This is a genomic window from Actinosynnema sp. NPDC023794 (genome assembly GCF_040639675.1).
In the GTDB taxonomy this organism is placed as follows: Bacteria; Actinomycetota; Actinomycetes; order Mycobacteriales; family Pseudonocardiaceae; genus Actinosynnema; species Actinosynnema luteola.
Genome location: NZ_JBFAFR010000004.1, coordinates 238,198 through 250,956, shown reverse-complemented (window position 1 = coordinate 250,956; position 12,759 = coordinate 238,198). Strand labels below are relative to the sequence as shown.

The following is a 12,759-nucleotide window of genomic DNA, read 5'->3' as shown; positions in this document are numbered from 1 at the left end:
CGCCGCCGTCCGGGTCCTCCCCGGTCGGCCATTGCGGCTCCGCGCCACGATGCCTGTCGTCATGCTGGTCGTTCACGAAATGGCCTCCCAGACCGGCGTGCCGTTGCACGCGGTTCGGTGGTCGTACGCCGCTGCTCCTCGCCGGAGCGGCGCCCGTGGTCGGAGCAGGTTCACTCCGCCGCGGTCCTCCTGCGCGGCTTGCGAGAGTTCAGGCCGCGCGTTCCCAGGACGTATGACTGCACCAGGTGGTTCCAACTACATGTGCGGCAAACTTCGACCACGTACACGGTGAACTCCTCGAAGAGGGTCGCCATGCGGGCCAGCTCGTCGGCGGTGCGCGCGGACCCGGCCGCGTGCTTGAGCTCGTCGCCGTAGACCCAGGACACGTGGGTGAGCGGTTCCTTGCGGCACACCGGGCAGGTCACATCGCTCGGTCGGCCGTGGAACTTCGCAGCTCGCAGCAGGTACGGGCTGGCGTCGCAGACCTCCATCGTGCCCACTCGGCCCGCGTAGACCTCCGCCAGCAGCGCACGGCGCTGCAAGGCGTAGTCCACGACCTGGCGTTGGGTCGACACGACGACCAGAGTACGTGCCGCCCCAACCGCGTCGATGGGCCGTTCAGGGCAGTGGACCGAAGGCAGGGGTCGCTGTGTGCCACGTGACACAGCATCGGCGTGCGTGGATGTATCGCACCGATATACTGAGCACACCCATCGGCGCTCAGCGGAGCGAGGAGGTGCTCGTGCTGGAGTTCGCGGTGCTCGGCTTGCTGCACGAGGCGCCAATGCACGGCTACGAGCTGCGCAAGCGCCTGCACGAGTTGCTGGGTGCGTTCCGCGCGTTCTCCTACGGGACGCTCTACCCCACGTTGCGCAAGCTGCAACGCGGGGGCCTCATCGTCGAGGAGGTGCCCGAGGACGACTCGGCCCGGTGGGGCCGTCGGGCGCGCAAGGTCTACAAGCTCACCGCGGAGGGCAAGGAGAGGTTCGCCGAACTGCTGGTCAACGCCGGGCCCCAGACCTGGGACGACGACTCGTTCGGCGTGCACCTGGCGTTCTTCTCCCGGACTCCGGCCGAGATCAGGATGCGCATCCTCGAAGGCCGCAGGCGTCGCGTCGAAGAGCGCCGCGAGGGGTTGCGCACCTCGTTATCGGCTACCAGCGAACGCATTGACCGGTACACCCGGGAGCTGCACAGGCTCGGGCTCGAGAGCACCGAGCGCGAAGTGCGGTGGTTGAACGAGCTGATCGCCCATGAACAGGCCGAACAGCGCGAGCGGGACCAATAACCCCCGGAACACGAGCACGGAAGAACTAAGGAGGACTCGGCATGGGCGACAACCGCCGCACCGTTCGAGTGGCCATTGTCGGGGTCGGCAACTGCGCGGCGTCGCTGGTGCAGGGCGTCCACTACTACCGCGATGCCGACCCGAGCACCCGCGTGCCCGGTCTGATGCACGTCCGGTTCGGCGACTACCACGTGCGCGACATCGAGTTCGTCGCCGCGTTCGACGTGGACGCCAAGAAGGTCGGCTCGGACCTGTCCGAGGCCATCGGGGCGAGCGAGAACAACACGATCAAGATCGCCGACGTGCCGCCGCTGGGCGTCACGGTGCAGCGCGGTCACACCCTCGACGGGCTCGGCCGGTTCTACCGGGAGACCATCGAGGAGTCCGACGAGCAGCCGGTCGACGTGGCGCAGGCGCTGCGCGACGCGTCGGTGGACGTGCTCGTGTCCTACCTGCCGGTGGGCTCGGAGGAGGCGGACCGCTTCTACGCGCAGGCCGCCATCGACGCCGGTGTGGCGTTCGTCAACGCGCTGCCGGTGTTCATCGCCTCCGACCCGGAGTGGGCGGAGAAGTTCCGCGCGGCCGGCGTGCCGATCGTCGGCGACGACATCAAGTCGCAGGTCGGCGCCACCATCACGCACCGCGTGCTGGCCAAGCTGTTCGAGGACCGCGGCGTCCAGCTCGACCGGACGATGCAGCTCAACGTGGGCGGGAACATGGACTTCCTCAACATGAAGGAGCTGGAGCGGCTGGAGTCCAAGAAGGTCTCCAAGACGCAGGCGGTGACCTCGCAGGTCGACCGCGAGATGGGCAAGCGCAACGTGCACATCGGACCGTCGGACTACGTGGCGTGGCTCGACGACCGCAAGTGGGCGTACGTGCGGCTGGAGGGCCGTGCGTTCGGCGACGTGCCGCTGAGCCTGGAGTACAAGCTCGAGGTGTGGGACTCGCCGAACTCGGCGGGCATCATCATCGACGCGGTGCGCGCGGCGAAGATCGCGCTCGACCGGGGCATCGGCGGTCCGATCCTGTCGGCGTCGTCGTACTTCATGAAGTCGCCGCCCGTGCAGTACTCGGACTCCGAGGCGCACGAGGCGGTCGAGGCGTTCATCCGCGGCGACGTGGAGCGCTGAGTCCTGCTGCGAAGGGACCCCCTGCACCCGGTGCGGGGGGTCTTCTCGCACGTCAGCGCTTCGACAGCCGCAGTGACTGCCACGACCCGTCGGCGGTCCAGCCGCCGTCCACCGGCAGCGCGACGCCGTTGACGAAACCGCTCCGGTCCGGGTCGGCCAGGAAGGCGACGGCCTGCGCGATGTCGTCCGGGACCGCGAACCGGCCCATCGGCACGTGGTCGGTGATGTCGGTGTCGTCGTAGTGACCGCCGGCCTGCGACTCGACGTCCATCTCGGTCTTCACCCAGCCGGGGCACACCGCGTTGACCCGCACCCCGCGCCCGCCCCACTCCACGGCGAGCGTGCGCGTCATGCCGATCAGCCCGTGCTTGGTGGTGTTGTAGACGGCCCGGTCGGCGACACCGCGCAACCCGGCCACGGACGCGATGTTCACCACCGCGCCCCGCCCGCGCGCCAGCATCACCCGGCCCAACGCCTGCGTGAGCAGGAACGGCCCGGTCAGGTTGACCGCCACCATCCGCTCCCACAGCTCCAGGGACGTGTCCTCGAACGGCACGATCCCGGCGATCCCGGCGTTGTTGACCAGCACGTCGACCCGGTCGCCGACCCGCTCGACCACCCTGGCCACGTCGTACGGCGACGACACGTCCCCCACCACGCCGCCGTCGGTCTCGGTGAGGTCGAACCCGACCACCTCGTACCCGTCCCCGCGCAACACCTCGGCCACCCGCAGCCCGATCCCCTGCGCCGCCCCGGTGACCACCGCAACTCGTCGCTCCATGGTGGGCAACGCTAGGGCGTGCGCAGCGCGGCGGGCAGGTCCGAGAGTCGGGGCAACACCGTGACCTGCGCCAACACCGCCGGATCCGGCGGGAAGTGCTCGTTCGGGACGGCGTAGACGGTCATGCCGGCGGACAGGGCCGCGCGCAGGCCGTTGGTCGAGTCCTCCACCGCCGCGCTGCGGGTCGGGTCGACGCCCAGCTTCGACGTGGCCAGCAGGTAGACGTCCGGCGCCGGCTTGCCCGCGCCCGCCTGCTCGCTGGAGATGGCCACCTGGACCACGTCGGTCAGGTCGGTCGCCGCGAGGAACGACTTGATCAGGACCGGCGGTGAGGAGCTGGCGATGGCGACCGGGTAGCGGGACGCCACCTCGCGCACGACGTCCACCGCGCCCGGCAGCACGGGCGGCCCCTCGGCGTAGCGCTCGGCCATCTCGCCGATCACGCCCGCCGCGGCCTCGGCCGGTGTCAGCCGCACGCCGACCTCGGCCACCAGGTACGTCGCCCACTCGGGCGTGCTCATGCCCTGCATCGCCCTGGTCGCCGCGGGCCGCCACGTGCCCCCGTGCCTGGCGGCGAAGGCCTGGCGCACCTCGTCCCACATCCGCTCGGAGTCCACCAGCACGCCGTCGAGGTCGAACACCACCGCATCCACACCCATGACCGTAGTGCGATCACCGCGTCCCGGCCGCCGACCGGACCCCGAAGGAATTCGCGCCGATCAGGAAAGGACGGGTTAACAAGAGGTGAACGCCGGCCTACTGTCGGTTGGTCCCGTACCGACCGTAGGAGGTCCGCGTCGTGGTGCGACACCTTCCGCTGCTGGCCAACCACTCCGTCGGCCGCGCGGCCGTCACCTGCGAATACCGCTGCGGCGACGCGTGCTTCCACGACGTGCCGAACACCTCGGGCAACCCGTCCTTCGGCGACCTGGTCGACCGCCGCACGGCCGTCAAAGCCGCGCTGGTCGTCGCCGCGCTCGGCGGCGGCGCGGTCGCCGGCACGGGCAGCGCGGCGGCGGGGCCGCGTCCCGCCGGCCTGGACTTCGAACCGGTCGCGCCGAACACGCTGGACGCCGTCGTCGTCCCCGAGGGCTACCGGCACGAAGTCGTGATCCGCTGGGGCGACCCGCTCTTCCCCGACGCGCCGGAGTTCGACTTCGACCGCCAGACCGCCGCCGCGCAGGCCCGCCAGTTCGGGTTCAACTGCGACTTCGCCGCGCTGCTGCCGCTGGACCCGACGGGCCGGACGAGCCTGCTGGTGACCAACCACGAGTACACCGGCGAGCCGTTCATGTTCCGCGGCTACGACGCCGAGCACCCCACCCGCGAGCAGGTCGAGATCGCGTGGGCGGCGCACGGCCTGTCCGTCGTGCAGGTCCGCCAGTCCCGCGACGGCCGCCTGAGCACGCGGTTCTCCCGCTACAACCGCCGGATCACGGCCACTACACCGTTCCGGCTGACCGGCCCGGCGGCGGGCTCGGAGTACCTCAAGACCTCCGCCGACCCGACGGGCACCCTGGTGCTGGGCACGCTCAACAACTGCGCGGGCGGCGTCACGCCGTGGGGCACGATCCTGTCCGGCGAGGAGAACTTCAACCAGTACTTCGGCAACGCCGACGCGGTCGCCGACCCGCGCCTGACCCGCTACGGCATCACCGGCACGGCCACCACCCGCAAGTGGGAGCGGTTCGACGAGCGGTTCGACCTGGCGCGGGAGCCCAACGAGGCCAACCGGTTCGGCTGGGTCGTCGAACTCGACCCGCTCGACCCCGACTCCACGCCGGTCAAGCACACCGCGCTCGGCCGCTTCAAGCACGAGTGCGCCAACGTCCGCGTCGCGGGCGACGGCCGGGTGGTCGCCTACTCCGGCGACGACGAGCGGTTCGAGTACGTCTACAAGTTCGTCTCCACCGGCAAGGTGCGCAAGGGCGACAGCAAAGCCGCCCGCCGGCACAACATGACCCTCCTCGACGACGGCACGCTGTACGTCGCCCGCTTCACCGGCGACAGCCCGCCCGCCGAGATCGACGGCTCCGGCAAGCTGCCCTCCGACGGCCGGTTCGACGGTCACGGCGAGTGGGTCCCGCTGGTCAGCGGCATGCGGTCGTTCGTGCCGGGCATGACCGCCGAGGAGGTCTACGTCTTCACCCGGCTCGCCGCGGACAAGGTCGGCGCGACCAGGATGGACCGCCCCGAGGACATCCAGACCCACCCGCGCACCGGCGTCGTCTACCTCGCCCTGAGCAACAACGTCGACCGCGGCAAGGAGGGCAAGGAGGGCGCGACCGAGCCGAACCCGCGGGTGGCCAACAAGCACGGCCAGGTGCTGGAGCTCGCCGAACGCGGCGGCGACGCCCTCGCGCTCACCTTCTCGTGGAACCTGATGCTGGTGTGCGGCGACCCGGCGTCGCCGGACACCTACTTCGCGGGCTACGACAAGACCCGCGTGTCGCCGATCTCCAGCCCCGACAACGTGGCGTTCGACCGGCACGGCAACCTGTGGATCTCCAGCGACTCGGCCGGCGCGCTCGACGGCCACAACGACGGCCTGTACGCGGTGCCGGTGTCCGGGCCGCACCGCGGGCGGCTCCAGGCGTTCCTCACCGTGCCGCGCGGCGCGGAGACGTGCGGGCCGGTGATCGGCGAACGCGTGGTCACGGTGTGCGTGCAGCACCCCGGCGAGGTGGACGGCGCCAGTGCGGACAAGCCGGTCTCGCACTGGCCGGACGGCGGTGACTCGCAACCGCGCTCCGCGGTCGTCGCGGTGTGGCGCGAACACCACCGCATCGGTGAGTGACCACCCGACGACACGCGGTGTGAGCTGCTGGTATCGGCTGGTTAACGATCGAGGTGTTCGCCTCGCGTTCACCTCGAAGTCCGCTGGCGGAGTGGTTGCCCTCTTACGGTCGCCCGGTTCCCACTGAGCGATTTCGGAGGTCCGCGTGTCCTCATCCACCGATCGGGGGCGGCGCCTGCTGCCCCTGCTGCCCAACCACCCCCTCGGGCGGTCGGCGATCACCTGCAAGTACCGCTGCGGCGACGCCTGCGCCCACGAGGCGCCCAACACGTCCGACAACGCCTACTTCGGTGACGTCGTCGGCGAGGTCGTGCGTCGGCGCGGCCTGCTGAAGGCGGGCGCGGTGCTCGCCGTCGCGGGCGCGGGTGTCGGGCTGGTCGGTGCCGGCAGCGCCGCCGCCGAGCCCGAGGTCGAGCGGGACGCCGACCTGGGCGGCGGTCGTCGACGCGACGGCCTGAACTTCGCCGCTGTCGCGCCCAACACCGAGGACCGCGTCGTCACGCCCGAGGGCTACGAGCAGGGCGTCGTGCTGCGTTGGGGCGACCCGGTGCTGCCCGGCGCGCCCGCGTTCGACTTCGACCGCCAGACCCCGGCGGCGCAGGCGAAGCAGTTCGGCTACAACTGCGACTTCCTCGGCCTGGTCCCGGTCGGCAGGCACGACCAGTGGGTGCTCGTGGCCAACCACGAGTACACCTCCGAGGAGTTCCTGTTCAAGAACTGGGACGCGGCCAACCCGACCCGCGAGCAGACCGAGATCGCCTGGGCCGCGCACGGCGCGTCGGTGGTGCTGGTCGAGCGCGACCGGCGCAGCGGCAAGCTGGTGTCCAAGCTGGACCGGCGCTACAACCGGCGGCTGACCGCGACCTCGGAGTTCAAGGTCACCGGTCCGGCGGCGGGCTCGAAGCACCTCAAGACCTCCGCCGACCCGACCGGCACGAAGGTGTTGGGCACGCTCAACAACTGCGCGGGCGGCGTCACGCCGTGGGGCACGATCCTGTCCGGCGAGGAGAACTTCAACCAGTACTTCGCCAACGCGGGCTCGGTCACCGACCCGGTCGCCAAGGCGCGGCTGGCCCGCTACGGCCTGTCCGGCGCGGCGTCCACCCGCAAGTGGGAGCGGTTCGACAAGCGCTTCGACGTGGCGCAGGAGCCCAACGAGGTCAACCGGTTCGGCTGGGTCGTCGAGATCGACCCGCTCGACCCGGACTCGACCCCGGTCAAGCACACCGCGCTCGGCCGCTTCAAGCACGAGGGCGCGAACGTGATCATCGCCCGGGACGGCCGCGTGGTCGCGTACATGGGCGACGACGAGCGCTTCGACTACATGTACAAGTTCGTCTCGGACGAGAAGTACAAGCCGGGCAACAGCAAGCACGCCCGTGAGCACAACAAGAAGCTGCTGGACAAGGGCACGCTGTACGTCGCCAAGTTCACCGGTGACAGCCCGGTGGCCGAGATCGACGGTTCCGGCAAGCTGCCCGTCGACGGCGGGTTCGACGGCTCCGGCGAGTGGATCCCGCTGGCCGCGGGCGACCGCTCGTTCGTGCCCGGCTTCACCGCCGAGGAGGTCTACGTCTTCACGCGGCTCGCGGCGGACGCCGTCGGCCCGACCAAGATGGACCGCCCCGAGGACGTCGAGCCGAACCCGCGAAACCGCCGGGTGTACGCGGCGCTGACCAACAACACCGACCGCGGCAAGGCGGGCAAGGAAGGCCCGACCGAGCCGAACCCGCGCCCGAACAACCGCCACGGGCACGTGCTGGAGCTGGAGGAGCGCCGCGGCGACAACACCGCGACGTCGTTCTCGTGGAAGCTGCTGCTGGTGTGCGGCGACCCGACGTCGGCCGACACGTACTTCGGCGGCTACGACAAGACCCAGGTCTCGCCGATCTCGTGCCCGGACAACGTGGCGTTCGACGCGCGGGGCAACCTGTGGATCTCCACCGACGGCAACGCCCTGAAGTCCAACGACGGCCTGTTCGCGGTGCCGGTCGAGGGCCCGTACCGCGGCCGGGTGAAGCAGTTCCTGACCGTGCCGAAGGGCGCCGAGACGTGCGGCCCGGTGGTCGAGGACGACTTCGTGCTCGTCGCCGTGCAGCACCCCGGCGAGATCGACGGCGCGTCGGCCGCCAACCCGCTGTCGCACTGGCCGGACGGCGGCACCTCCCAGCCGCGCCCGTCCGTGGTCGCGGTGTGGAAGAAGGACAAGGGCCGCATCTGCGGCTGACCCCGAGGTGGAGGGCTCGCGCCAAGCCCGAGCCCTCCACACCTCGCGTGTCGAACCTCCAGGACCCCTGAATTCAACGCTCAGAACACCGGTCGCCGACCTGAGCGTTGAATTCGGGGGTCCTGAGCGTTCGACACGCGGGACGCGAGCGTTCGACACGCGGGACCTGAGGGTTCGACACGCGGTTAGGGTGCGGGTATGAGTCGACCCGTTGCGCTGATCACCGGAGCGTCGCGCGGCATCGGTGCGGCGGTGGCCCGCGCCCTCGCGCCGACGCACGACCTGCTGCTCGGCGGCCGGGACGAGGGCGCGTTGGCGGAACTGGCCGGGTCGCTGGAGTCCGCCCGACCGTGGGCGGTGGAGCTGACCGACACCGACGCCCTGGCCGCGGCCACCGCCCGCCTCACGCGCCTGGACGTCCTCGTGCACAGCGCGGGCATCGCCGAACTCGGCCCGCTCGCCGACGCGACCGCCGACGTCTGGCGCCGCACCCTCGACGTCAACGTGGTCGCGGTCGCCGAGCTCACCCGGCTGGCGTTGCCGCTCCTGCGCGCCGGTCGGGGCCACGTCGTGCTGATCAACTCCGGCGCCGGGCTGCGCGCCAACCCCGACTGGGGCGTCTACGCGGCCAGCAAGTTCGCCCTGCGCGCCTTCGGTGACGCCCTGCGCGCCGAAGAAGAGGACCTCCGCGTCACGTCCGTCCACCCCGGACGCGTCGACACCGACATGCAGCGCGGCGTCCGCGAGCAGGAGAACGGCGACTACCAGCCGCACCTCTACCTGCACGCGGACTCCGTGGCCCGGGCCGTCGCCACCGCCGTGAACGCGGGCGAGGACGCCCACTTCACCGAGATCGTGGTCCGCCCCCGCCCCCGCTGAACTACCGCAGCCGGGCCGCCACCTCGCGCACGCCCGCCTGCGCCTCACGCCGGTCCACGTTCGTGGTCTCGCCGTCGGCCACGACCTGCTTGCCCGCCACCCACACGTCCTTGACCCGCCGCGTGCCCGAAGCCCACACCAGGTTCGCCAGCACCTGCTCGTCCGGCGCGTCCAACCCCGTGGCGAACGCCGGGTCGTCCACGTCCACGTGCACCACGTCGCCCCACCGGCCGGGCTCCAGCGCGCCGAGGTCGTCACGCCCCAACGCCGCCGCACCTCCGCGCGTGGCCAGCAGCAACGCGTCCGCCGCCCGCATCGCCGTCGCGTCCTGCGTCGTCACGCGCGCCAGCAGTGCCGCCAACCTGGCCTCCTCGAACAGGTCCAGGTCGTCGTTCGACGCCGGCCCGTCCGTGCCCAAGCCGACCGCGACGCCCGCGTCCAGGTAGGACCGCAACGGCGCGATGCCCGACGCCAGCTTGGTGTTCGAACCGGGGCAGTGCGCGATGCCGACCCCGTGCTCGGCGTAGATCGCCACGTCCTCCGGCGACAGGTGCACGGAGTGCGCCGACAGCACCCGCCCGCCCAGCACGCCCGCCTGCTGCAACAACCGCGGCACGGACCCGTGCGACGCCCGCTGCTCCAGGTCCTCCTCCGCCGACTCGGCCACGTGCACCTGCACCAGCGCGCCGCGGTCACGCGCTTCGCCGGCGATCTCGCCGAGGGCCTCCGGCGACAGGATGTACGCCGAGTGCGGCCCGTAGCTCAGCTCGACCCGCTCGTCCGGCCCGAACCGCAGCCCGTCGGCGTCGATCCACCGGGTGATCTCGTCGGTCATCGGACGCCACGGCATCCCCGGCAGGTCCATGATCGCCGCACCGAACAGCACGCGCGACCCGGCGGCCAGCACCGCGTCCGCGAGGTGCTCGCCGTGGAAGTACATCTCGGCGCTCGTGGTCACGCCGTTGCGCAGCATCTCCACCGCGCCGAGCAGCATGCCGACCCGGATGTCGGACGGCTTCATCTTCGCCTCGGCCGGCCACATCGCCTCGCGCAACCAGCGCAGCAGCGGCAGGTCGCCGCCCATGCCGCGCAGCAGCACCATCGGGCTGTGCGCGTGCGCGTTCACCAGGCCGGGCAACAGGATCCCGCTCAACCGGCGGACCTCGCCGGCGAACTCCGGGGCGTCGGCCTCCGCGCCGACGTGGGCGACCCGGCCGTCGACGACGTCGACGACGGCGTCGCGCAGGACGGTGCAGGCGGGATCGCAGGGCAGGACGACGGGGGCGTGCAGGCGCAGCGACATACCCCGATCCTGCCGCACTCGAACGAGCGACACACAACGTGGCGGCCCACGCGTCACCCCGTAACCCGAACAGTGGGTTTGACCTTCTCGGGCGGTGTTCACCCGCCGGGTGGACGTAATCTCCGAAACGTTGGGAGAGGTGGTGGTCCCGCTGATCCGGCGAAGGAGTGACAGTGGTTCGCAACGGTGGAAGTGCTCAACCCGGTGAGCGTCGCGGCAGGGGGGAACCCGCGGCGGTGGTCCTGCGATCGGAGGCTGATTTCTCCGAGCCCGACCTGTCCCGGGAACGTCGATGGCTCGCGCTGTTCCTGTTGGTGCACCTGGTGGACGACAACGGTCGGATGAGCACCGCGTACCGGCGGGTGCTGCGCCGGGCGGCGCGAACACCCGGGCACTGGGCTAGCGGCCGGTCGCTCGGCGCGGTCCGGGCCGAGGTGACGCGCTGGATCGGTGTGCAGGCGCGGCCCGACTGCGTGCCGCCGTGGGACCGGATCGCGGGCCTGGTCCACGCGGCCGTGCACCCGACGCTCGCGCCGGACGTGCTGGCCACGGCCCGCTACCTGCACGGTCTCGTCACCGGCCAGGAGACCGGTGACCCGCGTCCGCGCTGGCTGGACCCGGAGGTCGACAACATCACCACGGCGATGATCGGCGGCCCGCAGTGGGCGCGCAAGCACGGCCTCGCCGCACCCGACGACGCGGCGTCCGACGACCTGCGGGCCGACGGGGGCGCTCCCTCGAAGCGGGAGTCGAGCGCGTACGAGATGTTGTGGACGGTGGTCCGGGTGCACCGCGACGCGGAGGCGCGGATCGCCGAACTGGAGCACCAGGTGCGACAGCTGCACGAGGAGAACGCCCGGCTCTCCGGCGACGTCACCACGTGGCTCGGCGACTACCGGCCGACGATCCCCGACCAGGACCGCGGAGCCCGCCGCCGTCCCGTCGTCGACCGGCACCTCGCCCCCGAGGGCCCGGCGCGGTCCTTCACCTACCCGCTGCCCGCCGAACTGCCCGCGTCGCACCCCACGGCCGGCTGACCCGTCACGGACGTGTCCGACGCGGATCGAGCCGGCCCGCGCCGGCCGGACGAGCGGGAAGTGCCGGTGGTGCGGCCGGAGAACCGGTCACCGCACCACGGGCAGGGCGGCGCGCACTTCCCAGCCGCCGCCGGCGCGCGCGCCCGCGCTGAACCGCCCGCCGAGCAGCTCGACGCGCTCCTTCATGCCCACCAACCCGTAACCGCCCGACCCGCCGACGGGCGGCGTCCTCCGCGCCCGCCCGTCGTCGGCCACCAGCACGTGCACCACACCGTCCGAAACGGACACCGAGACGTCCACCGAGGACGCGTCCTCGGCGTGCTTGCGCGCGTTGGTCAAGGACTCCTGCACCAACCGCAGCACCGAGCGCCCCAACGACGGCGGCACGGACACCGGCAGGTCGACGTGCAGCCGCACGTGCTGACCGGACCGCTCCACCACACCGCGCACGTCGTCGGCCAGGTCGCTGGACGCGGTCGGCGCGTCGGCCTCGGTGTCGCGCAACGTGCCGACCAGGCGGCGCATCTCGGCCAGCGCCTCGTTGCCGCTGCGCACGATGATCGGCAACGCCTCCTGCGCCGCCGACGGCACGGCCTGCGCCGCCTGCGCGTGCACGACCATCCCGGTCACGTAGTGCGCGATCACGTCGTGCAGCTCGCGGGCCAGCGCCATCCGCTCGGTGTGCTGCGCCGCCGCGACCTCGGCCCGCACGGCGGTCGCGCGTTCCCGGTCGCGGGCGCGGAAGTAGAGCCCGGTGCCGACCGACAGCGCCAGCAGCACCGCGCCGAACACCGTCTGCGCCCAGAACCCCGGACCGCTGTAGTCGTCGGACCAGTACGGCGACCGGTACTCCGGCCGCACGACGGCGGCCGTCGCCGACACCGCGACGAGCAGGACGACCCCGGCCACCGCGCGCGCCGCCGGCACGTGCCGCACCACCACCGCGACGATCGCCATCAGCGCCGCGACCTCGGCCACCACCAGGCCGCCGATCATCGGCGTCACGGGCGCGACACCCGCCGCGCGCAGCAAGATCGAGCTCGCCACCACCGCCGTCGCGGCGGTCAGCGCGGCGTCGAACGGGCGCCGGGGCGCGAGCACGGCCAGCGCGCACACCACGAGCGCGCCGGGCAGGTGCCACCAGCCGACCTCGCCGAGGAACTCGCCGCCGACGAGGAAGAGCAGGGCGCACGCCAGCGGCCACTGGCGGCGGAGCAGGGCCCGCCACCCGAGCTGAGTGCTCTCCACGGGACCTCACCGTAGGTGGTCGCGGCGCGTGGCGCGTCCGACCCCGGTCGGGTGGGTCGTCAACCG

Annotated in this window: 11 protein-coding genes; 6 read left to right on the top strand and 5 right to left on the bottom strand. The window is 71.9% G+C overall.

What is annotated here, in order from left to right:
* Window positions 1-170: 170 nt before the first annotated feature.
* A complete protein-coding gene (locus AB0H12_RS12465) occupies window positions 171-575 on the bottom strand; it encodes a DUF5318 domain-containing protein (RefSeq protein WP_499622877.1) in 405 nt (134 codons plus the stop codon).
* A 167-nt stretch (window positions 576-742) separates the two neighbouring features.
* Here AB0H12_RS12465 and AB0H12_RS12460 point away from each other — a divergent pair, with 167 nt between their 5' ends.
* Together AB0H12_RS12460 and AB0H12_RS12455 are read left to right on the top strand one after the other, a co-directional pair.
* Window positions 743-1,288 carry a PadR family transcriptional regulator gene (locus AB0H12_RS12460; protein ID WP_499622875.1) on the top strand — a complete coding sequence of 182 codons (546 nt, stop codon included), beginning with the start codon at window positions 743-745 and terminating at the stop codon, window positions 1,286-1,288.
* 41 nt (window positions 1,289-1,329) lie between these two features.
* Window positions 1,330-2,421 carry an inositol-3-phosphate synthase gene (locus AB0H12_RS12455; RefSeq protein WP_499622874.1) on the top strand — a complete coding sequence of 364 codons (1,092 nt, stop codon included), beginning with the start codon at window positions 1,330-1,332 and terminating at the stop codon, window positions 2,419-2,421.
* Window positions 2,422-2,473: 52 nt separating this feature from the next.
* Here the strand turns inward: AB0H12_RS12455 and AB0H12_RS12450 are convergent, their stop codons facing one another.
* Together AB0H12_RS12450 and AB0H12_RS12445 are read right to left on the bottom strand one after the other, a co-directional pair.
* Window positions 2,474-3,202, bottom strand: a complete 729-nt coding sequence (locus AB0H12_RS12450; RefSeq protein ID WP_499622872.1) for an SDR family NAD(P)-dependent oxidoreductase — start codon at window positions 3,200-3,202, stop codon at window positions 2,474-2,476.
* An 11-nt stretch (window positions 3,203-3,213) separates the two neighbouring features.
* Complete coding sequence (locus tag AB0H12_RS12445) at window positions 3,214-3,855, bottom strand: HAD family hydrolase (protein WP_499622870.1); 642 nt, start codon at window positions 3,853-3,855, stop codon at window positions 3,214-3,216.
* Between the two features lie 149 nt (window positions 3,856-4,004).
* Between AB0H12_RS12445 and AB0H12_RS12440 the strand changes: the two genes are divergently transcribed.
* The 3 genes from AB0H12_RS12440 (at window position 4,005) to AB0H12_RS12430 (ending at window position 9,105) form a co-directional block, all read left to right on the top strand.
* On the top strand, window positions 4,005-5,999 hold the full coding sequence (locus AB0H12_RS12440; protein WP_499623172.1) for a PhoX family protein: 1,995 nt from the start codon (window positions 4,005-4,007) through the stop codon (window positions 5,997-5,999).
* A gap of 145 nt (window positions 6,000-6,144) precedes the next feature.
* Entirely contained in the window at window positions 6,145-8,226 is a 2,082-nt protein-coding gene (locus AB0H12_RS12435; RefSeq protein ID WP_499622869.1) for a PhoX family protein, read from the top strand.
* 198 nt (window positions 8,227-8,424) lie between these two features.
* On the top strand, window positions 8,425-9,105 hold the full coding sequence (locus tag AB0H12_RS12430) for an SDR family oxidoreductase (RefSeq protein ID WP_499622867.1): 681 nt from the start codon (window positions 8,425-8,427) through the stop codon (window positions 9,103-9,105).
* A gap of 1 nt (window position 9,106) precedes the next feature.
* Here the strand turns inward: AB0H12_RS12430 and AB0H12_RS12425 are convergent, their stop codons facing one another.
* A complete protein-coding gene (locus AB0H12_RS12425; RefSeq protein ID WP_499622866.1) occupies window positions 9,107-10,408 on the bottom strand; it encodes an amidohydrolase family protein in 1,302 nt (433 codons plus the stop codon).
* Between the two features lie 236 nt (window positions 10,409-10,644).
* Between AB0H12_RS12425 and AB0H12_RS12420 the strand changes: the two genes are divergently transcribed.
* A complete protein-coding gene (locus AB0H12_RS12420) occupies window positions 10,645-11,445 on the top strand; it encodes a hypothetical protein (RefSeq protein WP_499622865.1) in 801 nt (266 codons plus the stop codon).
* An 87-nt stretch (window positions 11,446-11,532) separates the two neighbouring features.
* On the opposite strand, the gene AB0H12_RS12415 is transcribed toward AB0H12_RS12420, so the two are convergent.
* Window positions 11,533-12,693, bottom strand: coding sequence for a sensor histidine kinase (locus tag AB0H12_RS12415; RefSeq protein ID WP_499622863.1), 1,161 nt, complete (start codon window positions 12,691-12,693; stop codon window positions 11,533-11,535).
* Between the last annotated feature and the right edge of the window lie 66 nt (window positions 12,694-12,759).

Bases quoted from the DNA above. Each gene is read 5' to 3' on its own strand.
- AB0H12_RS12455 (WP_499622874.1), top strand. From the start codon at position 1,330: ATGGGCGACAACCGCCGCACCGTTCGAGTGGCCATTGTCGGGGTCGGC.
- AB0H12_RS12450 (WP_499622872.1), bottom strand. From the start codon at position 3,202: ATGGAGCGACGAGTTGCGGTGGTCACCGGGGCGGCGCAGGGGATCGGG.
- AB0H12_RS12430 (WP_499622867.1), top strand. From the start codon at position 8,425: ATGAGTCGACCCGTTGCGCTGATCACCGGAGCGTCGCGCGGCATCGGT.
- AB0H12_RS12425 (WP_499622866.1), bottom strand. From the start codon at position 10,408: ATGTCGCTGCGCCTGCACGCCCCCGTCGTCCTGCCCTGCGATCCCGCC.